The 25316-nt window shown below is 52.1% G+C and carries 24 protein-coding genes; 7 read left to right on the top strand and 17 right to left on the bottom strand.

Translation table 11 applies throughout. The annotated features are described in order from the left end of the window. Positions 1 to 58: 58 nt before the first annotated feature. The 3 genes from EKM83_RS07725 to EKM83_RS07715 all read right to left on the bottom strand — a co-directional run bounded on the left by EKM83_RS07725 (position 59) and on the right by EKM83_RS07715 (position 3082). Positions 59 to 1156 carry an SdiA-regulated/phytase-like domain-containing protein gene (locus EKM83_RS07725; protein WP_125576123.1) on the bottom strand — a complete coding sequence of 366 codons (1098 nt, stop codon included), beginning with the start codon at positions 1154 to 1156 and terminating at the stop codon, positions 59 to 61. An 85-nt stretch (positions 1157 to 1241) separates the two neighbouring features. Next, positions 1242 to 2330, bottom strand: a complete 1089-nt coding sequence (locus EKM83_RS07720; protein WP_125576121.1) for a hypothetical protein — start codon at positions 2328 to 2330, stop codon at positions 1242 to 1244. A 278-nt stretch (positions 2331 to 2608) separates the two neighbouring features. Further along, on the bottom strand, positions 2609 to 3082 hold the full coding sequence (locus tag EKM83_RS07715) for an S-ribosylhomocysteine lyase (RefSeq protein WP_125576119.1): 474 nt from the start codon (positions 3080 to 3082) through the stop codon (positions 2609 to 2611). A 210-nt stretch (positions 3083 to 3292) separates the two neighbouring features. On the opposite strand from EKM83_RS07715, the gene EKM83_RS07710 reads away from it, so the two are divergent. Beyond that, positions 3293 to 4288 carry an LCP family glycopolymer transferase gene (locus EKM83_RS07710; RefSeq protein ID WP_125576117.1) on the top strand — a complete coding sequence of 332 codons (996 nt, stop codon included), beginning with the start codon at positions 3293 to 3295 and terminating at the stop codon, positions 4286 to 4288. Positions 4289 to 4474: 186 nt separating this feature from the next. Here EKM83_RS07710 and EKM83_RS07705 read toward each other — a convergent pair whose 3' ends face one another. The 8 genes from EKM83_RS07705 to EKM83_RS07670 all read right to left on the bottom strand — a co-directional run bounded on the left by EKM83_RS07705 (position 4475) and on the right by EKM83_RS07670 (position 11842). After that, complete coding sequence (locus EKM83_RS07705; RefSeq protein WP_382337732.1) at positions 4475 to 5305, bottom strand: DUF1129 domain-containing protein; 831 nt, start codon at positions 5303 to 5305, stop codon at positions 4475 to 4477. A 68-nt stretch (positions 5306 to 5373) separates the two neighbouring features. Continuing rightward, the gene (locus tag EKM83_RS07700) at positions 5374 to 5727 is read right to left on the bottom strand and encodes a fluoride efflux transporter FluC (RefSeq protein ID WP_125576113.1); all 354 of its coding nucleotides are present in this window, start codon (positions 5725 to 5727) and stop codon (positions 5374 to 5376) included. Then, the gene (locus EKM83_RS07695) at positions 5727 to 6119 is read right to left on the bottom strand and encodes a fluoride efflux transporter FluC (protein ID WP_125576111.1); all 393 of its coding nucleotides are present in this window, start codon (positions 6117 to 6119) and stop codon (positions 5727 to 5729) included. The genes EKM83_RS07700 and EKM83_RS07695 overlap by 1 nt, the downstream gene beginning before the upstream one ends. Positions 6120 to 6191: 72 nt before the next feature. Beyond that, positions 6192 to 6455 carry a metal-sensitive transcriptional regulator gene (locus EKM83_RS07690; protein WP_125576109.1) on the bottom strand — a complete coding sequence of 88 codons (264 nt, stop codon included), beginning with the start codon at positions 6453 to 6455 and terminating at the stop codon, positions 6192 to 6194. Beyond that, a complete protein-coding gene (gene trxA / locus EKM83_RS07685) occupies positions 6455 to 6781 on the bottom strand; it encodes a thioredoxin (protein WP_125576107.1) in 327 nt (108 codons plus the stop codon). Before trxA ends, EKM83_RS07690 begins: the two co-directional genes overlap by 1 nt. 421 nt (positions 6782 to 7202) lie before the next feature. Further along, positions 7203 to 8615 carry an FAD-dependent oxidoreductase gene (locus EKM83_RS07680; RefSeq protein ID WP_125576105.1) on the bottom strand — a complete coding sequence of 471 codons (1413 nt, stop codon included), beginning with the start codon at positions 8613 to 8615 and terminating at the stop codon, positions 7203 to 7205. A 650-nt stretch (positions 8616 to 9265) separates the two neighbouring features. Further along, on the bottom strand, positions 9266 to 9919 hold the full coding sequence (locus tag EKM83_RS07675; RefSeq protein ID WP_125576102.1) for a VTT domain-containing protein: 654 nt from the start codon (positions 9917 to 9919) through the stop codon (positions 9266 to 9268). A 1068-nt stretch (positions 9920 to 10987) separates the two neighbouring features. After that, the gene (locus tag EKM83_RS07670; RefSeq protein WP_125576100.1) at positions 10988 to 11842 is read right to left on the bottom strand and encodes a DegV family protein; all 855 of its coding nucleotides are present in this window, start codon (positions 11840 to 11842) and stop codon (positions 10988 to 10990) included. A 610-nt stretch (positions 11843 to 12452) separates the two neighbouring features. Between EKM83_RS07670 and EKM83_RS07665 the strand changes: the two genes are divergently transcribed. Beyond that, complete coding sequence (locus EKM83_RS07665) at positions 12453 to 13829, top strand: Nramp family divalent metal transporter (RefSeq protein ID WP_125576098.1); 1377 nt, start codon at positions 12453 to 12455, stop codon at positions 13827 to 13829. Positions 13830 to 14001: 172 nt separating this feature from the next. Beyond that, the gene (locus tag EKM83_RS07660) at positions 14002 to 14520 is read left to right on the top strand and encodes a GNAT family N-acetyltransferase (RefSeq protein ID WP_125576096.1); all 519 of its coding nucleotides are present in this window, start codon (positions 14002 to 14004) and stop codon (positions 14518 to 14520) included. Positions 14521 to 14595: 75 nt separating this feature from the next. Here the strand turns inward: EKM83_RS07660 and EKM83_RS07655 are convergent, their stop codons facing one another. From EKM83_RS07655 to EKM83_RS07635, 5 genes are all read right to left on the bottom strand, one after another. After that, positions 14596 to 15345 (bottom strand): glucose 1-dehydrogenase, encoded by a 750-nt coding sequence (locus EKM83_RS07655; protein ID WP_125576094.1) that lies wholly within the window; start codon positions 15343 to 15345, stop codon positions 14596 to 14598. A gap of 239 nt (positions 15346 to 15584) precedes the next feature. Beyond that, complete coding sequence (locus EKM83_RS07650) at positions 15585 to 17000, bottom strand: NAD-dependent succinate-semialdehyde dehydrogenase (RefSeq protein WP_125576092.1); 1416 nt, start codon at positions 16998 to 17000, stop codon at positions 15585 to 15587. A gap of 297 nt (positions 17001 to 17297) precedes the next feature. After that, entirely contained in the window at positions 17298 to 17864 is a 567-nt protein-coding gene (locus EKM83_RS07645; RefSeq protein WP_125576090.1) for a TetR/AcrR family transcriptional regulator, read from the bottom strand. A 293-nt stretch (positions 17865 to 18157) separates the two neighbouring features. After that, positions 18158 to 18685, bottom strand: a complete 528-nt coding sequence (locus EKM83_RS07640) for a methylated-DNA--[protein]-cysteine S-methyltransferase (RefSeq protein WP_125576088.1) — start codon at positions 18683 to 18685, stop codon at positions 18158 to 18160. An 84-nt stretch (positions 18686 to 18769) separates the two neighbouring features. Continuing rightward, positions 18770 to 19981: an NAD(P)/FAD-dependent oxidoreductase gene (locus tag EKM83_RS07635; protein WP_125576086.1), complete on the bottom strand. Its 1212-nt coding sequence runs from the start codon at positions 19979 to 19981 to the stop codon at positions 18770 to 18772. Between the two features lie 497 nt (positions 19982 to 20478). Here EKM83_RS07635 and EKM83_RS07630 point away from each other — a divergent pair, with 497 nt between their 5' ends. Next, positions 20479 to 21126, top strand: coding sequence for an SDR family oxidoreductase (locus tag EKM83_RS07630; RefSeq protein WP_125576084.1), 648 nt, complete (start codon positions 20479 to 20481; stop codon positions 21124 to 21126). A gap of 900 nt (positions 21127 to 22026) precedes the next feature. Here EKM83_RS07630 and EKM83_RS07625 read toward each other — a convergent pair. Continuing rightward, positions 22027 to 22326, bottom strand: a complete 300-nt coding sequence (locus EKM83_RS07625) for a hypothetical protein (RefSeq protein WP_125576082.1) — start codon at positions 22324 to 22326, stop codon at positions 22027 to 22029. 176 nt (positions 22327 to 22502) lie between these two features. Here EKM83_RS07625 and EKM83_RS07620 point away from each other — a divergent pair, with 176 nt between their 5' ends. The 3 genes from EKM83_RS07620 (at position 22503) to EKM83_RS07610 (ending at position 25000) form a co-directional block, all read left to right on the top strand. Next, positions 22503 to 23204 carry a response regulator transcription factor gene (locus EKM83_RS07620; RefSeq protein ID WP_125576079.1) on the top strand — a complete coding sequence of 234 codons (702 nt, stop codon included), beginning with the start codon at positions 22503 to 22505 and terminating at the stop codon, positions 23202 to 23204. Next, entirely contained in the window at positions 23194 to 24561 is a 1368-nt protein-coding gene (locus EKM83_RS07615; RefSeq protein WP_225418646.1) for a sensor histidine kinase, read from the top strand. Before EKM83_RS07620 ends, EKM83_RS07615 begins: the two co-directional genes overlap by 11 nt. 190 nt (positions 24562 to 24751) lie before the next feature. Then, a complete protein-coding gene (locus EKM83_RS07610; RefSeq protein WP_125576076.1) occupies positions 24752 to 25000 on the top strand; it encodes a hypothetical protein in 249 nt (82 codons plus the stop codon). The last annotated feature ends 316 nt before the right edge of the window (positions 25001 to 25316 follow it).

Below are 25316 nucleotides of genomic sequence, written 5' to 3'. Positions count from 1 at the left end.
GGCAAAGAAAAAAGAGTCTGAGCGATTTGCCCAAACTCTCCTAGTGACTTTTCACTGCCTACCAATTCAACGAATTTCCCACCAAAATCTCTGGATTGTGATTGCTCATCAGGTAGGCTTGCCCATCGTTGCCAAACGTTAAGCCCTCGAATTCCCGGGTGGAAGCGAAGCCCGTCCAGGTCACGTCGGCCGCCGTCAATGAACCGTTGCCCGCAAGCTTGGCGACTGGCAGACTCGCAATGGAGTCGTCGGCGACCAAGTATAACCGGTTGTTGTGGGGGTTGTACGCCATGCTTTGCACACAGGTGCCCGGGCCATGTTCCAAAATTTGCTTGGTCAAGCGGAAATGCACGTTGTTGCGGTGAACCGTGCCTTGGTAAACGTAGACATTCACCGGATCAGGGCGCGTCCAGAAGTAGGCGTGGCCCGTCCGGTCAAAAGCCAGCACGTGGCCGCCAGGAACCGCTAATGACTTGGACTTCAGCCGGAAACGAACTTGATGGACCGGCTTCAGTGAACTGGCACTGATTTGCTGCAAGACACCGTATTTGCTCAAATTGACCCGTGGGGCCGACTCGCGGTCACACCACATGTAGAACTTACCGGTCGCCCAGTCGTAGGCCAAGGACTGGCCGTGACCCGTGGTGAAGGCCGGTCCCACTTTAATCGCCGCACGAATTTTTTGTTCCTGTGGCGACTGGGCCGCGGCATCCGTGTAGACCCGTTGGACCTGCCGGGGAGTGGCCTGCAGATTGTTGAGCGCCGCCATATCAAAGCGCACGATCCGACCGCGGTTGTGCCACGCCGTTGGGCAGTAGACCACGTACAGGTATTGGCCAACGACGGCCGAGCTTTGGGGATCACCCCAGGCCTGGTGTTGGTAGCCGGGAATCGGCAGTTGGTATTTCGTGGTAAAGGTCACCGGGCTGCCTTGATTGCTAGCAATCGTATTGGTGCCGTGTGGATTGGCTGCCTGGGCATATGAGCTGGGTACCGGGACGAAATGAACCTGACTATCATCGATCGACGTTAAGTTTTTGGGCGTTGCCAGCGCGGCGGAAGATTGCCGCACCTGAACCATAGCGTTAGCGGTCACCGGTGTTGCGACCATGCCGAAGCTCAGAATTAATGCCCCCAGTAAATTGATTCTTCTCATAATCCCTCATCCCCCAATGTTTTCAGTCAGTATAAAACTACCGACCAAAACCTGGGCGACAAAAGACTTTTTCAACTTGCTAAACTTACCAACTGACGCGGTTGCCCCGCAGAATTTCCGGATTGTGATTGCTCAACAGATAAGCGTGCCCGCTCTTGGTAAAGGTCAGACCTTCAAACTCCCGCTTGGAGCCGAACTTGGTCCATTTCACGTTGTGTTTGGTCAGATGGCCTTTGCCAGCGAGCTTGCTGACGGGCAGACTGGCAATCGAGTCGTCCGCCACCAAGTAGAGGCGTTTCGTATGCGGATTGTAAGCCATACTCTGGACGTGCGTTCCTGGCCCGTGCTTGAGCACCTGATGGGTCAGGTGAAATTTCACGTGATGCCGCGAAATGCTACCACGGTAAATGTAAGTCGTATGCGTCGTCGGCCGACTCCAGAAGTAGGCCCGCCCTTGCTTGTCAAACGTCAAGACGTGGCCACCGGGAGCGGCAAAGTGGTGATGCTTTAGCCGGAACCGAATTTGATAGCGCGGCGTCAGACTACTGGCCTTGATCTGCTTGATGTAGCCGTATTGATTGACGGGCGTGGCCGCCGATTTTTCTCGGTCACACCACATGTAGAGGTGGTGGTTCTTCCAGTTGTAAGCCAACGACTGGCCGTGGCCGGTCTCAAAGGGCTTGCCGACCTTGATGGCCGCGTGAGCAGCTCTCTGGGCCTTGGCGTGACTGACATACGCCGTCTGTAATTGACGGGGCGTCAGGCCTAGTTTATTCAGTTTATGCATATCGTAGCGCACGATACGACCGCGGTTGTGCCAAGCCGTCGGAGTGTACAGCACGTACAGATAACGGCCGTTCGTCGTCATCCCCTGCGGATTGCCCCAGGCCTGCTTGTGATAGCCCGGTAGCGGCAAGAGGTATTTGGTTTTAAAGGTTATCGCCGACCCCCGGGTATGCTTGATAACGTTGTGCCCATGCGTATTCTTGGCATGGTGATAATTCTTAGGGGCCTTGACGTAGTGGACGTGGCTATCGTTAACGGTGCGCCGCGAACCCACGCTCAAGGCCGACGTTTTTTGGTGATACGTGTGGTACGCCTGGACGGTCGTGCTGTCGGTTAGGCCCCATCCTAACGTCGCCAGAAGCACCAGCCACCAGTTTAATTTTTTCACGGTTCATTCATCCCCCACTTTAACGGATACTAGATTTTTTCATCAACTGGCTTACTTACTACTTAGTTTACACGCCACGCTCAGCCGTGTGGTGCCCCCACCACCGGTAATCGCGGCCGCATAACAAGCTCACCTAACAGAGCGCGCTAAAAAAGGAGCCCGGGATTCAGGCTCCTTCAGGTACGCTTTCATGACGCGGTTCAATTGCCCAATGTCTCTGGGCAGTCAGTTTCTGCTGACCCGGCCATTAACGACAGCGGTCAGCCAAAACGGATAATCTAAACGACTTCGCGGGTAAATGGATCCTTTGAGATGCCCTTGTCCAGGATGTCCTTGCTCCATTCCTTAGCGGAGAACAGGCTGTGGTCGCGGTAATTGCCACAACTGTACTTGTCCGTGCCTTGCACGTCTTTCCATTCCGTATCAAATGCGATGCGGTGTAATGCAGCCTTCAATGCTTTGGCAACTTCTTCAGTGGATTGTTCCCCCCAGGTAATCAGGTGGAAGCCTGTCCGGCAGCCAAATGGTGAGCAGTCAATGACCCCACTCATTTCATCACGCAGGTAACCTGCTAATAAGTGTTCGATGGTATGTAGACCCGCCGTTGGGATTGCGTTTTCATTAGGTTGAACTAACCGTAAATCAAAGTTAGAAATAACGTCACCCTTCGTGCCCGTTTCCCGTGTAATCAGCCGTACGTAAGGTGCCTTAACGGCCGTATGATCCAAAGTAAAGCTTTCAACTTTTGCCATTATTTGCCAACTCCCTTTTCATTGTTAGGTTTCGGTACTCTTCTACTGTACACCAAATGGTAGCGCTTCGACCAATAATTTCCGTTATGAATTTAACCAACCAATCACTTGGTTAAGAAATTGCCAAAATGCTGAAGATTCCGGTCGCTTTGATTATCACAGCCAACCACTTTGACTATAATGGGCCACGTAATTGGGGAGGGATCTATCATGCAAAATACACCATTACCACCACGGCGGCGGACATTTGCCCCCCGGCGTCATCGGCGGTTACACGTGTTCTTAGCGGTGTTGAGTTGCCTGCTGCTAGTCGGCGGCGTCTGGGGGTGGCGCGCTTGGCATGCAGCCCAACAAACCTTTTCACAAACGTACCACGCGGCGGGACGCCCCAGCGATACGGCGCTCACGAGTGGTAAACCATTTGCCATCCTACTCTTGGGGACTGACACCGGTGCACTGGGGCGGCATCAGGTCGGCCGCACGGATACCATGATCGTGGCGACCATCAATCCCAAGCAGCAGACGGCCACACTGACTAGCATCCCCCGTGATACTTTAGTCGATATTTACGGCAGCCAGCAAGACGATGAAAAAATCAACGCGGCTTATCCGCTGTATGGCGCCACGACCACGCTCAAGACCGTGTCGCACCTGGTCAACGTGCCGATTCACTACTACGTCTTACTGAACATGGGCGGTCTGGAAAAAATGATCAACGCGGTCGGCGGCGTCACGGTCGACCCGCTGCTCACCTTCCACTACGAACAGGCCGACGTCACCAAGGGCACCAAGATCCACTTGAACGGGGCCAGCGCTTTGGCCTACTCGCGGATGCGCGACCAAGATCCGCTGGGCGACTACGGCCGCCAAGCGCGCCAACGCCAAATCATTAAGGCCTTGGTCCTCAAGGAAGCCAGTCTCAGCTCACTGGTTCGCTACCAAACGGTCCTCAAATCGCTGTCGCACAACTTGCAGACCAACTTGACCTTTAACGACCTGATGTGGTTGCGGACCAAAGATGGCCACACTAGCCGCCACATCAAGTCCGCTACGCTACAGGGCGAACCAGCCACCATTAATGGCATCGATTACCAAATCGCCCCCCAAAGCGAAATCACCGCGGTCGCCAATCAACTGCGACAAGAGCTGGGGTTGCCAGCGGTCAATGCGTTTGAAACAGATGCGCTGGAGCCTGCCGGGTTCTAGCAAGATGGCTGGTTTACCGCCTTGTAACGTGAACTAGTCGCCGCCGATGGGGTGGGACGTGGTGGACGGGAAGTGTTCCTCAGAGCAGGCAGAATTTCTGGCTGATGCAAGCTCTGATGTCACTACTCACCGTTTGCATGCCACCAAAAAAGTCTGAGCCACAACACGTGGTCCAGACTTTTTCACTTACTTCTTATTCTGACGCACCTGCCAAATGTGCCAGCCGATAATCAGGATGCTGGCGTCGGCCAGGACTGTGCCCACGGCAATCAAGAAATTACCCGAGGCGGTGACCATCAGGCCTGACGTCAACGGGAACCGGGCCAGCAAGGCCAACAACGTTGTGATCCACAGACTCCCCAAGATGGCGGGGAACCAGGAATCCGCATGACGCCAGTGATGCCACCAAGTCAAAAGGGTAATGGCAACGGCAAAGATGAGCAACGCCACGCTGCCACCGACCCGCGTCAAGTAAAGCAGGCCAGCCGCCGGAACGGTCCGCGCGGCCACCCACATGGCCAACACCAGGCCAACGACAATGACTAACCAGCCAATCACCTGGCCCTGCGGCGCTACCCGTTGCGACAACCAGATGCCCAGCGCCATGGCAATGATAAATAGCCCAAACTGAATCGCAATCAACAGCCCCTGTAGTGGCACGGCCGGTAAAATGGCGGCGGGTAAGATCACTCCCAGCACGAAAATCAGGACGGGAACCAGCAGATCCCAGGTCCACCACGTCGGTCGTTTCCGCGCAGTACTGCCCATTTTAGCGGCCGCTGTCTGGGGGTCGGCACCGTAAAATTCTGCCGCCGTTTGACCATTCGATTGGGCGACTAAGAGTTGCGGCAACTGCTCACGCAAGTAACGTTGGCGTTTGCCCTCATCCGCAAAGCGGGGCTGTTGCTGCAGTGCGGTGACGAGTTCGTCCCAGTACGCTTGATTTTCCGGCGATAATTGTTCGCGTAATTCTTGATTCTGTTCCGCAATCGTTAAGCGGTTCGCCAATTTGGCCACTCCTCTCAAGGTTAACTTTCCTATCCTATGATAAGGAAGTTGGTGGCGAAATGCCACTAGTTTTACGACTAAGTCAGCTGCCATCCCAGCCACAAGCCACCGGCCGCCAGCAAGAGACCGCCGCCAATACACAAGCTGAGGTACCCGGCAGCGGCAGCGAAACGGCGTTGGTCCAGCAACATGACGACCTCATGACTAAAGGTCGAGTAGGTCGTGAAGCCGCCTAAAACACCGGTCCCCAGCAAGACCAACCAGAGATGGGCAATTTGCCAGCCCGTTAGCAGGCCCAGCAGCGCGCACCCCACCCAGTTGATGAGCAGCGTGGCCACGGGCCAATTGCCAGAAACCTTTTGGAGCCAGCGGGTGGTTCCGTACCGGCCTAATGCGCCCAGCGCGGCACCCAGGCCGGCCAGCCCCGCCATCACTGTTCCTCCAGACGGAAGGTTCCCCACCGCCGAGCGATACCCACGCCGACTGCGCTACAAAGCACGCCGCCGAGCAAGGTCACCACCACGTAAGTCGCGGCAATACCCCACTGATGGGCAACCACTAGCCGCACGGTCTCCACGCCAAACGTCGAAAAGGTCGTAAAAGCGCCACAACCACCGACCCCTAGCCCCACGGTCAGGGCAGTGGGCCAAGTTGCGGTGAGACGTTTGGCATGTGATAGCCAAGCTAAGCCACCGCTACCAGCTAAATTAATGCACAGCGTCATCCAGGGAAATCCCGTTGTCACGGGTATCGCTTGCCCCAGCAGGTATCGACCACTGCCACCGATAAAAGCAAAAATCATGATTGAAAATACGTTCGCCAAGTCACAGCCTCCCCCGAAAAAGTATTTTCCCATTATACCAAAAAAGCCGCCATTTCGGCGACTTTTGCATAATCAATGCGTTTTAACGACTAAATCTAACGCTGCTTGTAGCTTGGCTTGTTGGTCGTCATCCAGCTGCCCATCGGCCACACACTGCTTGACGTTTTCCGCAACGACCACGCCCATCATCCGGTCGACCCCGGAACGCACAGCCGCCAGCTGAGTCAAGACGTCTTGACAATCGCGGCCCTCTTCCACCATCTTCAAGATGCCTTGTAGTTGGCCATCGGCGCGGCGCAAGCGATTCTTTAGCTGAGTCGCTGTCGTCTGTACCACTAAGCGCTCACCTCAGTCAGCTTTTCATCGATGTACTTCTTGAGGGCCGCCTTGGGGTGAAAGCCAACGACCTTTTCCGTCGGCATCCCATTCTTAAAGACTACCAGTGAGGGGATGCTCATGATGCCCAGGGATTGCGCCAGTTCTTGATTTTGGTCAACATCGAGGGAAGCAAATTTCACCCGATCACCATACTCTTCGTCCAGCTTTTCCAAGACGGGCGTTTGCATCTTACATGGACCACACCAGGTCGCCCAAAAATCAACGACCGTGACCGCCGTGTCGTCCCCAATATGTTCAAAGTCCTTGCTCGTAATTGCTTGCATGCGAAAATTTCCTCCTCAAATTTAATCAATGATTGTAGTATACCCCAAGGGGTATGAAGTTGCCAAGGAAAATGCTTACGCTTGCCGTTATCCGCTCAAATACGAGCCAGTTTCTCATGGAATTCTTGGCAAATTAGACGCAATTTCTTGGTTGTACAAATCCGCTGAACCCTGTATGATGGCTTTAGCAAGTTAAACAAAATACTGGATTTGTGAAAAATATAATGCAGGTGTGACGGGATTTGTTTAGGGTGTTCCCCACAGGTGTGGGGGGTGATCCCGGTAAATCGAACTCTGGTGCTACTCTTCTTGTGTGTTCCCCACAGGTGTGGGGGTGATCCTCGCCGGCCCAATTCTGGCCTATCACTCCAAACAAAAAGGCGCCCTCCCAATCGGCAAGGCGTCTTTCCTACTCTAAAGTTTATTTTTTGCTATCCGTAAATTCGGGATCAGCGTCCACACCGGCCGTCAACCGTGGCTTGTTGTTGCCGCGCTTAGTTTCCTTTTCCACGGCCTGTTGGGCGACCAAGTTCAAGTAGTTGAATGGGTCGTCAAAGTTCGGGTTGAACAGCATGTCCACGAAGGCCAAATCATCAATCGTGTTGCGGTTTTGAATCGCAATGGAGATAGCGTTGGCCGATTGGGCAACTTCATGCTTACTGAAGAGCTGAGCCCCCAGAATACGCCGGTTTTCCCGGTTGTAGACCAAGTTGATGGTCAAATCATCCGTAGATGGCATGTACCCTGGCCGCCAGGTCCCTTCAAAGGTAACCATGTCAGCATCGAAGCCAGCATTGACCGCATGATCGATGGTCAGCCCAGTTGAAGCCAAGGTCCGGCCAAAGATTTGCATGGCAGAAGTGGCTTGGGTGCCCATGTATTTTTGAATATTGCCGAAAACGTTGATGCCGGCCAGCATCCCTTGACGTACCGCATTGGTCGCCAATGGCGTGTAGGCTGGCTTGCCAGTTGGGTTGAAGTTAACCACACTGGCATCCCCGCAGGCAAAGATGTCTGGATTAGACGTTTGCACGTAGTCGTTGATGATGATGGCGCCGTGCCGATCCATGTCGACTTGGCCACGCAACAGTTCCGTGTTGGGCACGAACCCGGTGCAGACCACCGCTAAGTCAGCCGTGAAATCACCGTTCGTGGTTTCGATGACCAGTTCGCCGTTGTCATTTCCCGTAAAGGACGTGACACGCCGGTTCAACAGGACCTTGACCCCATGGTCTTCCAACAGGTTGACGATGTGATCGGACATACCCTTGTCGACGTAGTGGTTCAAAATGATATCGCGAGACTGCATCAGCTGAACCTCATGGCCAGTCCGTGCATAACTTTCAGCTAATTCCGTCCCAATGTACCCGGCCCCGACGATTGCGATGCGTTTGTTACCGGCAGCGGCCTTATCAATGGCGACCGCTTGCTCATAGTTCTTACATAACATGACCTTATCTTCATCGATACCAAAGATTGGTGGTACCGTCACGGTAGACCCCGTTGCCATGATCAGCTTGTCATAAGTGTCCGTTGAAACGTCCCCAGACTCCATATCAACGACTTCGACCGACTTATTTTCGGAGTCGATCTTAATCACGTTGTGCCGGGTCAAAACCTTGGCGCCGGCTTCCGCAAGTTGTTCAGGTGAAGAATAGAACATGTCCTCAAGATGCTTGACTTGCCCATCAAGGAACAAAGAAATCCCACAAGATAAGAAAGAAACGTTCGTGTGTCGTTCGTAAATGGTCACATCTGTTTCTGGATGATCACGCAAAATTTGTAGCGCTGCATTGGTTCCAGCGTGTGTACTACCAACAATGATGACTTTCATGTTTACCCTCCTACATGAAAAACAATTCTAAAGCTAGTCTACTTGAAAGTTAGCGAAAGATAAATGACTTCGTCTCGAAAAACCCGTTGTTTCCGGCAAAAACCTCACACTTATAGGAAAATGGTGAGTGAATGTGCATTGTGCACTCTTTATATTTGTAAAATTGTTATTCTTCCATAAGCAATTTTATAAACGAGAAAGCGTTAAAATAACGACCACTGATTCCTGCCCAACTGGTCCTGTCACACAAAGTTTGTTAACTTTCTTTGCGAACGTCTATACCGTAACCCGTATACTCCGCTGGTAAATCCACCCCACACATGGCATGTCGTCGATAAGGGACGCCCCAGGTATGACTGAAAGGCCGGTCTGTTCAGCTTTCACTAATCACCCGCTAATTGAGCCAATCACTCGTGCACGCCTGTTTTTAGCCATTCCTCAGGATAAGTTACAATTAGCTTGCTAACTCACTTTAAAATCACTATGATACGGGTAGTTGGTTCGTGATACGTTCTGACCTTAAGCACTGTGATAGATGATAGGAATCACTGTCTATAGATGCACTCCCCCCAAAACAAGTGATTTATTAACAGATTCCTAAATAGTGGCCCTAGACAATCCGCATGTTGTCTAGGGTCCTTTCTTTTGGTCTAATTTCGGCTAGTCGTCGAGCGCGTCTGCCGGTAATACTGCCAGCCCTGGCGTGCCAGAAATGGCACCGCTAGCAGGCCGATGAACAGCCACGTGAAGTTCTGCTGGATGAACGGCGTGTTCCCAAAGAAATAGCCCACCGCCGAACAACTCACGACCCAGATGAAGCTGCCCAAGAGATTGAACAGGCGAAATTGCCGCCAATTCATGTCCGTGGTCCCCGCAATGATGGGCACGAACAACCCCACAAACGGGATGAAGCGCCCAATCAACAGCGTCTGGTCCTGGTTGCGGGTGAAGACTGCCGTCGCCTGGGCGACCTTTTCCGCGGGCAACCGGTCGATCAACTTATCTTGCAGGTCGCCCCACTTGCGCGTCGTGAAATACTTGACCGCCGACCCCGCCGTCGCGGCCAGCGTAAACATCAACACCAGCCACCAAATATTTAGCTCGGAATGCGGATTGGCCGCAATCGACCCCACCATGAATAAGAGGGATTGACCGGGAATGAATGAGAAAATCAGCATTCCCGATTCCAAAAAAATCAAAAAGAACAGTACTGGATAGATTCCGGTCCCCAACTGATTGGTCAGCGGCACCAGCACTGTGAGGGGATGCCAAATGACATCCCAGATCATCGTTATGCTGCTCACGCCATTGCCTCCCTTATTTTTCTCAGTGCCCGCAACCCTTGCCACCACTGGCAAAGTCCTTTATAGTACTGTGAACGGTTAACGGGTCTCGGTTATCACATTTTTTATAAAAATTCACATTAACCACCAAATTCACTTAGCTGATGATTTTTCCTTTAAGTAAACGGTTTCGAATAAATCTGTTTTCGTCGGATAACTAGCCGCATTTCAGGCAAAGTGTCGCCAGTGACTAACGCTACTCAATTGACTATTCCTATTATACGGCCAAAAATAAGTTTGTCAGTAATTTCTAAAATTTTGATTAGACCCAACTCAATAAAAAGCGACAGTATCCCCGTCACCAAGGGCTTACTGTCACTTTTAGCATTCACCCGACCACGCAGAAAAATGGCCTTATCAGGTGGAAACCACTATTCAATTTACCAACGATTGACAGCCAACGTCGTTATTAATAAATTTATGAAACCAATCAATTGCACCTAATTGCCATTGGCGTTACACTACAATCAAGTTAGTAACAACGAGAGTTACTAACGAAGTCGTACCAAATCTTAATACTCTTTACGAGCAGTAATTAGCACTCCCCCAAAGTATCTAAGCCTGCTCGTATCCCCCCTCAAGCCACGACCTTTATCGTGGCTTTTTTTATCTTCAGATTACATTCTGCTTGAACCTGGCAGGTACGCCGATTCCTTTGAAGCTCTGGCAGGACTCGCCAACTTTTCAAGCCGTCTGCCCGTTGCTTGGCAGAAGCTAGTGCCCCTTCACCAGTCACCGACTTGGTCAACAGCAATCGGACCGATGAATTGGTCTAACTTAACCAGTGTTTCTGGACCAACCCACCACAGCCGAGACTTCGCCAAATATGGGCTCAGCCGTGGGAGTTGCCTTAGCGGTGGGTTGGACCGGTTAGGCAACTGGCGTCTTTGAGACGTGGGTTGCGGCTCAAAGCGAGGTGTCGAGACCGGGCTTTGGCTCGACCCGTCCGCCCACCGCGTTCCAGCCCATATTTGGCGAACGGTAGGCGACAGCTCTCATCAACCGTTGCGTTACGCAGTCATCTTTAAGTTAGTCCAAGACTTGGACGCCGACACCGATGAGGCCGGGACCCGTGTGCACCCCCAGCGCGGGCGACACGTCACCCGAATACCACTGCTCAACCTGCGGATACTTGGCCTGGAGTTGGGCCAGCACGCTTTGCCGCAACGCCGGATTGACCCCATCACAAACGGCAATGTTCACCCGCTTGGCGTCACCCACAGCCGCATCGATCAGCGACAACAATTTGGTAATCGTGCGTTTTTCCCCGCGCACCTTGGCAATAGGATAGTAGACCCCCTCGTCATCACAGGAAATAATCGGCTTAACGTTCAACAGGGTCCCTGCCATGCCGGCCACCTTACCGATACGGCCGCCCGCTTGCAAGTATTTCAGACTGGGCACGTAGAAGAAAACCTTGGTCTGGGCCGTCACGCGTTCCACTTCCTGGACGATTTCATCAAAGCTGTGGCCGGCATCGCGTAATTGGGCCGCGTAAATGGCCGCAAAGCCACTGCCGATACCGACACTACGGGTATTAATGACATGGACCGTCAGCGGCGAATCAGCCGCCAATAACTGTGTCTCCTGAAAGGTCCCCGATAGCGCAGCGGAAATGCAAACGGCAATCACGTGGGTGTAGCCCGACGCCTGAATCCGGTCGAGGGCATCCACGATCATTTTCCCCGTGGGACTGGCGGTCGTCGCTGGCTCGGTGGCCTGCCGCCGGTAAAATTCGGCTGGCGTGATGGTTAACCGGTCTTCGTAGACCCGGTCACGGAAAATCACGTTCATCGGCATCAGCGCCATGTCGGCAGCCTTCAGAATTTCTGCCGGGACGTCTGAACATGAATCCACTAAAATGGCGATTTTTTCTGGTTGCATAAGAGTTACCCTCATTTCTGCTAGTTTCACGTTTCGATAATAACTGCTATTATATCGCAATCATCTAGTTTTGAAAACTAGGTCATCTGAAATTAGTTCCAAACGTGCCGAAACCAATCGCATTATTTGCTTTTTCACCTGGTTACAGAAACAATCTGCTAGGGTCCACACCATTTCAATGAAAAAAGTTTTTTACCCATAAATTAAGCGACACCTAATCCTATAATTAGACCGGTCCACTAGTTTCTGCCGGCCAACCGGTGCCTACAAAATTTGTGCAAACTTCACACGAGTCGCTAGAGACCGCATGGAAACGGCACCAAAATAATTGCTGTCGTTATCGGCCCACCGGTTTGCGATTTAAAAAAGTTAATCACTCGGATATAAAAACTTTTTTGGCCCACCAAAAATTATCTCTAGCACGGTTGACTTTACGGCTAAATAGCCTATACTTACGGGTGGAATTAAAGCGCGTCATTAACGTTAGTTTCGTAAATTTTGCCATTATTCGCACCATTTTCGCCACGCTGACGCTGAATCGCGTTTACCAGGAAAAGCAGAAAGTCAATCGACTACCTGAATTTCTAAGCCAATAGAAAAGAGGGATTTTATGAAGAATCATGAAACCAACGAGAAGAAGCACCATATGATCGAGTCAACCGGGAGTAACCAAAAGAGCCTGGACGAAGTCAACGGAACGGTGGAAGTCCCGCAAAACGCGGGCTTCTGGCGAACGTTGATGGCCTATACCGGCCCCGGGGCGTTAATCGCCGTGGGGTACATGGACCCCGGGAACTGGATCACGTCGATCGCCGGTGGGGCGCAGTACAAGTACACGCTGCTGACCGTGGTCTTACTGTCTAGTTTGGTGGCCATGTTGCTGCAAGCCATGTCGGCCCGACTCGGGATCGTGACTGGTAAAGACTTGGCCCAGTTGACCCGGGAACATACTGGGCGACGAACCGGGTTTGTCCTGTGGATCATCACTGAATTAGCCATTATGGCGACCGATATCGCCGAAATCATTGGGTCGGCCATCGCCTTGAAGCTGTTATTCGGCTTCCCACTGATTGTCGGGATCATCATCACCGCCTTGGACGTCTTGGTCCTGTTGGTCTTGATGAAATTAGGTTTCAGAAAGATCGAAGCCATCGTGGCGACCTTAGTGGCCGTTATCCTCTTCGTCTTCTTGTACGAAGTCATCTTGGCGCAACCGCACATGAACGAAGTGTTGGCCGGCTACTTGCCTTCTAGCAAGGTCGTTACCAACAACGGGATGCTCTATCTTTCCTTAGGGATCGTCGGGGCGACCGTGATGCCCCATGACTTGTACCTGGGGTCATCAATTTCGCAGACGCGGAGCTTTGACCGCAAGGACCGCAAGAGTGTGGCCCAAGCCATTAAGTTCACCACGATCGATTCCAACATTCAATTGACCTTGGCCTTCGTCGTCAACAGTCTGTTGCTGATCTTGGGTGCCGCTTTGTTCTTCGGTACCAACAGTGACCTGGGGCGCTTCGTGGACTTGTTCAACGCTTTGAGCGATAGCCAAATCGTCGGTGCCATTGCCAGTCCAATCCTGAGTATGCTGTTTGCCTTAGCCCTCTTATCATCCGGGCAAAGTTCAACCATCACCGGGACGCTGGCTGGGCAGATCATCATGGAAGGGTTCATCAACCTGAAGATGCCACTCTGGGCACAACGGCTGATTACCCGGTTACTCTCCGTGACGCCAGTCATCATCTTTGCCATCATTTACCACGGTAATGAAGCCAAGATTGAAAACTTACTGACGTTCTCCCAAGTCTTCTTGAGTATCGCGTTACCATTTGCCATGATTCCACTGGTCATCTTCACCAGTAGTAAGAAGCTGATGGGCGAATTCGCCAACCGGACTTGGAGTAAGATTCTCGGCTGGATCATCGCGGTCATCCTGATTATTTTAAACATTTACCTGATTTTAAATACGGTGGGCATCGTCAAGTAGCTCGCTTCGCAACGGCTGGGACGCGTTCCCGGCCGTTTTTTTATTGTCAGAATACACCTGTCGTCCCAACGCCAGATTAGCCACAACGCGCGTGCCCCGCCCTTTATCAGGTAGCGTTGACTTTCCGCCTAGCAGCGTGTATAACGAGAGCAAAGGTTCAGGAGGTGTGCCAATGACTCAAGCAAAAATTGAACTGCGCTCGCCCAACGTGGCGGACGCCCCCGCCCTATTTGCCCTGATTCAACAAGACCAAGCCACCCTCGCTCGCTGGCTACCCTGGGCGGCAACGACGAATTCAGTGGCAGACGAGCGCATCTTTCTGCGCTATTGCCAGGGACGCATCGCCGATAAACAGCTCTGGTTGGCCGTCATCTGGGTCGATCAACACCCCGCTGGCATGATTGACCTGCACAACTTGCAGGACCGTCACGCCGACGTGGGCTATTGGCTCGGTCGTGATTTCCGTGGGCGCGGGATTGTTAGCGACAGTTTGGCCCAAGTGGAAGCGGTCGGTTTTGACCAACTTAATCTGGTCAAATTAGAAATCCTCGCGGCCACCGGCAATCACCCCAGCCGCCAGGTCGCCGAGCGTAACCACTATCATTTGGACGGCGTCTTGCGTCAGCACATCCCCACTGCCACGGGCTTTACCGACGCGGCGGTCTATTCAAAATTGGCGACTGAACACTAACAACGACATGACAAAGAGGTCTGTGACAGCAACGGTCACAGACCTCTTTTACGTCTTTATTTTCAACTAAAAATGCTAAGCGCGTTGGCCACCGTCGACTGTGAATTCGGCGCCGTTGGCAAATTTGGACTCGTCATTGCCCAAGTAAACGCAGACTTCACCGATATCTTCGGGTTCGCCCATGTGGCCGACGGGGATGCCGGCAATGATTTGTTTGCGCGCCGCTTCAGGAACGATGGCGGTGTCGATCCAGCCAGGATGGACGGAGTTGACTCGAATGTCAATCTTCCGTTGGGCCAGGTTCAGGGCCGTCGCGTGCGTCAACAGGCGTGTGCCACCCTTGCTAGCGGAGTAAGCGGGGGCAAATGGCAGGCCTACCAACCCAGCAACGGAAGACACGTTGATGATGGAACCCTTGGCGTCGGCGGTGTCTTTCATGGCATGAATGGCCGCCTTTTCGCCTAAGAAGTTCGCCGTCAAATTAACGTCAATGACCTTCTGCCAGTCAGCCAAAGAAAGGTCCTCGATGGCACCATTCACGCCACCGATACCGGCATTGTTGACCAGAATGTCGACGCGACCAAACTTGGCCACCGTGGCATCGATCACCTTTTGCCAGTCGGCTTCCTGCGCCACATCCTGTTGCACGAATAGGCTCACATCTTCACCAAATTTGGCGACAGCGGCATGGCCCCCATCAACGTTGTGGTTGGCCGTTAGCACGACCTTGGCCCCTTCACGGACGTAGCAATTCGCGATACCTAAGCCAATTCCGGCTACACCGCCCGTAATAATTGCGACTTTCCCTTTTAAACGATCTGTCATCATCAATCACCCTTTCAGCTTTTTGTACTTGTTCAGACTATCACATCTTATTTGATTTTTACAATAATTTTGCCTAATGATGGCTTCTTTGCACATTATGTTGCGATACTTAATGATTAAGGGTGATTGATAGAGTTTGAAGGCACTATAAAAGGGGCTGATGACCAGCCCCTCGATGCTACGTCGTTTATTTTATAGTGAAAAATCGCCTAATTAATCAGGATTACAATGCCGTTTCCCTAAAACTTATGCGGCAAAATCAATCCACCAGTCTCATCATCATTCGGGTGGTCGCGCTTAACGACCAGTTCTTGGTTGACGAAGCTGGAAATCCCGGTTTGGCCTAATTCACGGCCGAAGCCGGACTTCTTGACCCCACCGAATTCTAGTTCTGGCAATGAGCTGAAGAAGGTGTTGACGAAGACCATTCCCGTTTCAATCCGAGAAGCCAACTCGGCCCCTGCTTCTTGACTGCCGGCGAAGACGATACCGCCCAGGCCGTAATCTGCGTCATTGGCCAGTTCTACGGCGGCGTCATCATCGGCGACCTTGTAGACTTGCGCGACAGGGCCAAACATTTCCTTGCCGTATGCCGGGTTATTCTTGTCGATGTCCGTCAAGATGGTTGGCATGAAGAATTGACCGTCATCGTCGATGGGTTCGTGAACGTAGTAAGCCGTTGCGCCGCCAGCGATGGCTTCATTGACTTGTGCTTGCAACTTATCCTTGGCTTTCTTGGAGTTCATTGGTGCCAGCGTCGTTTCTGGGTCCATCGGGTCACCCATTTTAACTGCGGAGAAGGCGGCTTTCAAGGATTCCAGGAATTCATCGTAGTGGTTAGCCGTCACGATGAAACGCTTGGATGACGTGCAGACTTGGCCCGCATTGTACAACCGCGCCCGTGGTGCGATGGCCTTCACGTCGGCCATATTCGCGTCATGCGCCACGATAAAGGCATCGACCCCACCGAGTTCCATGGTATTCTTCTTCAAATACTTACCGGCCACTTCAGCGACCGCGGTACCCCCACGTTCGGAACCCGTCAGTGCAACCCCTTGAATCCGCTTGTCAGCGACCACGTCAGACACTTGGTCATAGGACAGGAAAAGGTTCGTCAACGCACCGTCTGGGGCCCCAGCACGGCGAACAGCGTCTTCAAAGGCCAACGCTGAAGCCGGGGTGATGGCCGCGTGCTTGTAAACGATTGGGTCACCCACAGCAAAGTTAGGGGCGAAGATCCGCATCATTTGGTAGTAAGGGAAATTCCACGGTTCTACGGCCAGCAGGACGCCCAGTGGGTGATTTTCCAGCTGTGCTTCCCCGGCAATCGTGTCAATCTTCCGTGGTGTCAAGAGTTCTGCGGCGTGGTCGGCATAGTAGTCGGCAATCATCGCACACAGAATCACTTCACCCTTTGCTTCGATGTAGAGTTTACCCATTTCAGTCGTCAAGACCTTAGCCAGGCTATCCGTTTCATCACGGAAAATTTGCGCCAGCTTGTGTAATACCGGCGTCCGAGTAAAGACCGGGTCGTTGCGCCATTGCTTGTACAGTTTTTGGGCCTTGGCGAGGCTTTCTTCAACGTATTCTGGTGTCGCGTTTTCATAAGTTTTAACAACTTCATTGGTATAGGGATTGGTAGTTTGGTAGGCCATCTTATTTCCTCCTTATGGGGTTCTCCGTCATTCACAATGTAACCCCTTACGAGAACTACTATACCCGTGTCATCACTGCAATACCAGCCTTTTGTTTGTGAGTTTTCCAGCAAATTGTTTGTGAATTTGCCCAGCTTATCCACTTTCAACCGGTTGCATTTTACAAAATTGGTCTACCAAATCAGCGGTAATCTTGGCCCTTAACCAACCGGCAAATTTGACAAGTTGACTGGCACCAAAAAAGACCCGGAAAATTTTCCAGGTCCCCCACAAATGCTGCATACAATTATGAGATGCCTAACTCAACTTCCAACGATCCAAAATCCCGTTGAACAGCCGGTTAGCCGTCGTAATTTGGTCTAAGACAGTCCGCGGATTCGCCGTGAAGTTGTCGCCAGCCCATTTATTGATGATGCCTAACGCCCCGGCAGCAATGAACTCTGCGGACGTATCAATGACATCTTCTTTTAAGTACCGGTACTCGGGCATTGCGTGAAGCAAAATTGACAATCGTGATGCCACAAATTCATTCATCGATTGACGCCAAACCCCGTCATCATACGGGTAAGCATTTAAGAAAATCTTCGAATGGTCAGCGATGCGTTCCAACAGTTGAATCACTGCTGGTCGCCAGTTCTCTAAGGTCAAAGTCATCGGTTGTTCGTGCCGCGGCGCTTCAACGATGAAGTGCTCGTACACAAATGCTAATAACTCATATTTATCCGCGAAATAGTAATAGAACGTTTTCCGGTGGACTTCCGCCTCGTCCGCAATCTCACGGACCGTGATCTTATCAAACGTATTGTGGTTCAACAACGAAGCCAAGGCCTCCGCAATTCGCTCCTTAGTTTCTGATGCAGCCATCGTGATACCTCCAATCATTTACACACTATCTATATTTAAGTATCAAGCGTTACTAGCAATCCCCCCCGGAAACTAGTAACCTGAACTCGCGTCCTAAGCTGATTAAAATTATACGCGTTCTCACGGCAGAAGAAACCCCTTTCGTGAAAAATCCGTTAATTTTATCAACCGATTATGTCCATTAATAATCTTGCTCTAAAGTAATTGAACAGGATTGATTATAGCATATCTCCGGACTGATTGTGCGATAGTTTTGTGTACAACGAGTAAATCGCACGCTATTTTTTGGAAATTCAGGGGGTTCCTGGGAAATTAACGTGATCTTCGTTCGTTTTTAGCTGACCCTCTAGCCGCAAAAGCGCTTGTTTACGCGCCAAGCCGCCAGCGTAGCCGGTCAAATTCCCATCACCGGCAACCACCCGATGACACGGAATCACAAGGCTGATCGGATTATGGCCGACCGCCCCACCAATCGCCTGGGCCCCAACCAAGTGCCCCAGTTGGTCACCGACCACCGTAGCCAGCGTCCCGTACGTCGTCACCTCACCATAAGGAATCTGCCGTAGCTGCGTCCACACCGCCTGTCGAAAGGGCGTGCCCGCGGGTTGGACCGGAAAATCAACGGTCGGATCTTCACCAGCGAAGTAGGCGTCCAGCCACGCCTGCACTTTGGTAAAAATTGGTCGTTGCCCCAGCAAGGTCAGCTTGGGCAACGTACTCCCGTAATATTTCTGATCCACAAACCACAGACCGTTTAATGACAAGCCGTCTGACAGGGCTGTCATCGGCCCCAACGGCGTGTTGAGCTGCTTTTGTAGCATGGCGATTCCACCTTTTTGTCTTATTTTACCATTAAAAAAGCGAGCGGGCTAATTTGCCCACTCGCTGATTTATTTAGCTGAATTTTAGTGGTATAAATCAAACCGACCCTTGGCCAACGTGGTACTCAAATGGGCACTTTCCATTAAGGAACGGTCGGTGATAATCTTCTTCATGGCCGAGGCCACGTAGCCATGAATCTTCTTCTTACTACTGAAGATTTCGCCAATACCGTCGCGGTCACTCAAGGAAGCCACGGTCCCACTGGACTTGTAGACGAACGGCCGCGTCTCGTGACCACGTAAGGCCAAGCCAATGTTCTTAGCGGCATGTGAGCCACAAGCCAACGCGATTTGCGCTGTCGTGGGGTACGGCCGGCCGCTGTCGGGATCCATGACCGCGGAGACATCCCCCACGATGTAGACCTCAGGGTGACCTTCCAAACTCAAGTCATCCTTGACGACGACCCGGTTCCGCCGTTGTTCAAAGCCAGAGTCCGCAATGACTTGTGAGCCGCTGACCCCCACGGTCCAAACGATCGTGTTAGCTTTGACTTCGTGTTCCGCTTCGTCATCGCTGTTCTTATCTTGGTAAACGACCGCGCCCGGCTTGATTTCAGTAATCGCTGCCCCCAGCTTCATTTCAATGTGATGTTTGGACATGAAGGCTAAGGCGTAGTCAGCCAGTGACTTGTCGAACATTGGCAGGATGCTCTTGCCCATTTCTAAGCAAACGACCTTGAAGGCCGGTGTGTTGTAGCGTGTCTGCAGCTTTGGCAAGGATTGACTGAGTTCACCCAGCAATTCGATTCCCGTAAAGCCGGCGCCACAAACGGCAATCGTCAAGTCGTTTTCGTCTTGCGTTTGCGCGTAATTCTTAGCTTTGTCTTCGATATGGCGATAAACGGCTTCGGACGTGGCCAAGTCATCCATTGGTAAGGCGTTTTCAGCCGCCCCCTTCAGCCCGAACGTTTCGGACTGGAAGCCCAGTGCCAAGACCAGATAGTCATAGGTCAATGGCGCATGATTTTCCAACGTGACCTGCTTTTGGTCGACGTCAACGTTGGTGACCGTGTCGCGGATAAAGTTGACCCGACTACCGATCACATCGTTGATCTCATAAGTAATCCGTTCCGGCGCGATGGTCCCCGCCGCAACCTCATGTAAGTTGGTTTTTTCCGTGTGCGTCCCCGTCTTATCGACCAGCACAATCTGATCTTCGCTAGGAACCTCGCGTTGTAAGAACTTGATGGCCCGCATACCGGCGTACCCGCCACCTAGAACTAAAATCGTTGCCATAATGAAACGACCCCTTTTCTGTTTTAGAAGTTCTCCCCGAACGCAGCCAGTCGTTAACATTTCCGATGGTTAAAACGGTTACATTTTAACCAGTGACCACTACTCCCCCCATTTGGAAATCAGTGGGTGTTCTAACTGTCAGGGATGATTTATCTCTATTATACGGCTTATCAGGTGAAAAACCAGCTTGAAACAATCGTAATCTTTTTCACAATTAATCACACACAATTCAATCGCCGTTACGTCAATGTTTAAACGGTTTTCCACCTGACAAACTGCCGCTGCTAATTACTAAAAATTATACCGAGAATCACCATTTTCTGCCACCAATTTGCCTCCTGGAACTGAGATTAGTCGTCCGCCTTTTTCGCTACCGCCCAACTGACCCTTCGCTAAAGCGTTTACGCGTGACTCAGAAGTCGTTTTAGCTGAAATTTACGGGTGAAACCGTTAAAGTAGACTTTAGTTAAGTCAATCGCAAAACTAGGAGGAATTTCATGACAACTTTAATTATTGGTGCGCATGGCCACGTCGGTCAACACATCGTCAAACAACTTGCCGCTACTGGTGAAACCGTCTATGGTGGGATTCGCAACGCCCAACAGGCCGATACGATCAAGAGCCTCGGTGGCCAGCCGCGGATGTTTGATTTGATGGGCACCGCTGACGCCATGGTTCCCGCCATGAATGGCATCGATACGGTCATCTTCTCCGCTGGTTCTGGCGGCAGTACTGGTGATGACATGACCTTAAACATCGACTTGGATGGCGCTATTAAGGCGATGCTGGCTACCGAAAAGGCTGGCATCAAGCGCTTTATCATGGTCAGTGCCCTGGGGACCGACGACCGGTCCTTCTGGGAAAAATCCGGCATTCGGCCTTATTACGTAGCCAAATACTATGCCGATCAATGGTTACGCCACCGGACGAACTTGGCCTACACCATCTTACGCCCCGGCATGCTGACCAACGATGACCCCACTGGTAAGATTACCTTGGACCCAGCCAACAGCGACACCAGTGCTATCACACGGGCGGACGTGGCCGCAACGGTCGTGGCCGTCGTGCAGCATCCTCTCCCTGGCAAGATCATTGAACTGGTCAATGGCGACGTGCCAGTGGTCGACGCGGTCCAAAGCGTTTAATCCCTGACTTATTGAATTAAAAAGGAGCGTCTGACAACTTTGTCCCGACGCTCCTTTTGCTTTAGCTATCTGAACTGAAGGTTGAAAGATAGCTATCAGCGCAACTGATGGCAAAAAATTAGTCGTTTATAGCATCCTAGTGTGGACTGGCCGCCTACCGTCCGCCAACTATGGGTTGGAACGCGGTGGGCGGACCGGACCGAGCCTGAAAAGCGGTCTCGGCCTCGCTTTGAGCCGAAGGTCGCGTCTCAAAGACGCCAATTTTCTAAGCGGTGAGAATCGCACCGCTAAGTAAACTCCCACGGCTGAACCCATATTTGGCGAACTCTCGGCTACAAGAGTGCGTACCAATAACAATCGGCTTAGCCCCAGGTGACAGTTGAGCTAGCGTCTAGTCTCTAACACAGCGTTGCTGATAATCGCCAACCCACCGGAAGCAGACAGAGATGACCCCAGCTGTGTCGACGGTGTTGGCTGAGGTCTTGTCTCAGCCTACAGCGTGGGGCGACTTTGGAGACTGACTGGTTTTGTCAGGCTTCAAAGCGAGCCGGAAGCCCGTTTCTCAGGCTGGAGGTTCCCCCATAGCAGGCGGAACCCTGGCTGACGCAGGCTCCTAGTTTCACTAATTTTAGTGGACAGAACATTGCCGTTCCGGGAATTACCACGTTAGTGCTACTTTCAACCTTTAGATCTGAATTTTTCGCGATTTTGAATACCAGCGACTACCACCAAGACTAACCCGTTATGCTAAAATAATTGTGACTCGCCATCGTGCTTTTGACGAGTCTGCCGTACATATTGATTGCGCGTACTGGCTGCCCGGTACTGCTAATGCTCATCAGTTAATCGCCCGTTGTCACACTCTTTTTCAAATACCACGTTAAGCTTCGTTTAGTATGCTTATTTGAGTTGGCTATCCGTGTGCTTCTGGTCTAGGTTCAAGGCGCTGGCGTCCACGTTGGTTTGGACCTGCTTTGACAGTTGCTTGGTCGTGGTGGGCTTCTTCAGTCGAATCTTAATGACCTGGACCTCAGTATTGGGCCGTGGCTGTAACGTAATCGTGGTCCGCTCAATCTTGGGCGCGGCCACCGCCATGCCGGGATTCGTTGCGGCGGCTGCGCCTGCTGACGTTGCGCTCACCGTGGCCAGGGTCATGGCACCCAGTAAAATTTTAGTCATCATCGTTTTTACATTTGTCATTTAAACCACTCCTCAAATTTTTCGTTGCCCATTTAATTAATGTCTTAGTTATACCATGCTGAGCGCGACGAAATCTTTAAGGCCAGTTAAGCTTAATCTATGAATTTCTTAGATTTTATTTCACTTGTTTTGGTACACTGTTGACAACCCATGCCGATTAAGGAGTTTGACTAATCATGAAAAATACCATTTTACTTGTAGAAGACGAGGAAGGCCTGGCCAGTTACGTGGCTAAGGAGCTGACCTTCGAGGACTTCGATGTCCTGACCGCTGCGGACGGTGAAGCCGCTTGGGAGACCTACCAGCGCGAAAAAGACAAGCTACTGTTGGTCTTACTCGACTGGATGCTGCCGAAGATGGACGGCATGGAGGTGCTGCGCCGCATCCGCAAGCACGACGAACTGCCCGTCATCATGATGACCGCCCGTGATTACCTGGGCGACAAGGTCACTGGCCTGGACAACGGCGCCGACGACTACATCACCAAACCCTTTGAAATCGAAGAGCTGCTCGCCCGCATTCGGGTGATTCAACGCCGTACGGCTCATCAAAGCGGCTTGGACCAAACGTATCGGCTGGGCGACTTGACCCTGGTCACCAAGACTCGACAAGTCGACCGTGCTGGCGAAACGATTCAACTGACACAACGCGAATATGATTTACTACTATTTCTCATGCAACATCCCGGCCAGGTCTTCACCCGCGACGAATTGCTCGACAACGTCTGGGGCGTGGATTTTCTGGGCCAGCAAAACGTGGTCGACGTGTACATCGGCTACCTGCGCAATAAAATCGACATGGCCGATGCCCCGCACCTTTTCCACACGATTCGCGGTGTCGGCTACAGTCTAAAGGAAGATGATCCCGATGAGCACTAACCGCACACCGCGCACCTACGCGGATATCATTCGCCACTCATTTACCAGCCTACTGATCACGATTGGCCTCATCATCGTGCTGACGGTCAGTATCACGTTGACCGTCGACCAGCTGTTGCGCGCCCAGGACCAAGCAGAACGGCTCAGCGCCAGCTTACAAACCACGCAGGTCAGTAATTTCAAGGACTGGCTGACGGTCAATCGTAGTAGTGGCCTGAACTCACACAATACGTTTGTGCTGATCAAAAATAACGACGGGTCGACCACGTCCTTACTGCCGCACGGCTCAGAGCTGGTCAAGGCCAGCAACTGGTCGATTCCCTTTACCCACTTGGTCTACATCAAGGGCTGGGGGCTGTATTTCTCGGAAACGCTACAGACCGGCAGCCACACGTATTATCTCTTCATTGGCATGCATGTGTTGGTCGGCAACCTGCACGTCTTGATTTCCGTCCTGATCATCGCAATTGGCTTGAGCCTGCTGGTTGGACTGTTGTACGTCCGCCGCTTGGCCAAAAGTCTGAGTGCGCCGACCATTTCGCTGGCGACCGCCGCCCAACAAGCCGCGGCTAATCCCGACGTCAGTCAACCTGAACTGCCCCAACCACAAGAACCCGTCGAGGTCGCCCAATTGGCGCGGGATTTCAACCAGTTACTGGCGGCACAAAATGGGCGACTGGAGCGCGAACGCCAATTTATTTCCGACGCCTCCCACGAGCTCCGGACGCCCATCGCGACGATCCGTGGAAATCTGAAATTGATTGAACGCCGTGGCCAGCAACATCCCGAGGTCATCCCCGAATCACTCGGGTTCATCGACCAAGAATCCCTGCGCATGCAACATCTGATTGAAAACCTCTTGCATTTGTCCCGGGCGGACCGCGCCGAAGTGGACCTCAAACCGCTAGACCTGGCCAAATTAGCGCAAGCCGTGGTCACCCACTACCAGCCACTAGTCAGTCAACGCGTGACCTTTGCCAGTTCGGACCAGCCTGTCATGGTCAACGCCGATGCGGACATGCTTCACCAAATCTTGATTGCGTTACTGGATAACGCGCATAAATATTCACCATCCGACCAACAGATTCACGTCATCGTCAAGCAAACGGCGACGACCAGTACCGTGACGGTCGCTGACCACGGTCCCGGCATTCCGATAGCCGACCGCGAGCACATTTTTGAACGTTTCTACCGCATGGACGCTTCCCGGTCGACTAAGATTGCCGGTAGCGGCCTGGGGCTAGCCATCGTGTCACAATTGGTTCAACTGAACCACGGGCACATCACCATCACGGACAACGACCCCCACGGCGCCTGCTTCACGGTGACATTGCAAAACGCCACGGCAGCGAAATAGCTGGTCTGATGCACTAGGCTGTCCGCCTGCCGTTGCGCGAACGTTTGAAGCAAAAGAATTGCTCATCATCAGCCGTTAAGCAGCTCACCGAAAAAACTAAGAAATTCTCAGGAAATCTTTAAAGAAACTTGGTGGTTATCGCTACCTTTTACCGGTATACTGAATTCATCAAGTGAAAGGAAGCGTGCTTATGCTGATTGATGACAACCCGAAAATTAAGAGCATCACTCCCGCACAAATTACCAAGGTGTTCTATCCCTACGTAATCGCGAAAACGGAAGCCGGGAGTTACGTCAACATTAACCTGAGCGACAAGGAGCGCCAGGACCCACTGTTCTGGGAATCCATTCGCAACATCGCGAAAGCTAAGCTGTGGGTGCCCATCGGTGAACGGTTCCACCAGCTCTTGTCCTATGACTGGACTTATGCCGCCGAGTAACCCCCTTTAATCTAAAAATCTTCGGCCGCTTGCCTTCTGGTGAGCGGCTTTTTCTGTTGTGGTGCGTACTGACCGGTAAAACGTGCTAAACCAAAGCCTGCGTCAGCCAGAGATTCCGCCTGCTCTGGGGAACACCTCCAGCCTGAGAAGCGGTCTTCCGGTTCGCTTAAGAACCTGACAAAGTTCGCCAGGCTCTCAAGTCGTCCCACGCTGTAGGCTGAGAAAGAACCTCAGCCAACACCGTCGACACAGCTGGCTCCATCTCTGGCTGCCTCCGGCGGGGTGATGTTTATCGGCACCATTGTGAAGACTAGTC

It is taken from the genome of Levilactobacillus angrenensis (assembly GCF_003946085.1).
GTDB lineage: Bacteria > Bacillota > Bacilli > Lactobacillales > Lactobacillaceae > Levilactobacillus > Levilactobacillus angrenensis.
The sequence above is the reverse complement of the archived record's forward strand: the minus strand, read 5'-3'. Positions and strand labels throughout refer to the sequence as shown.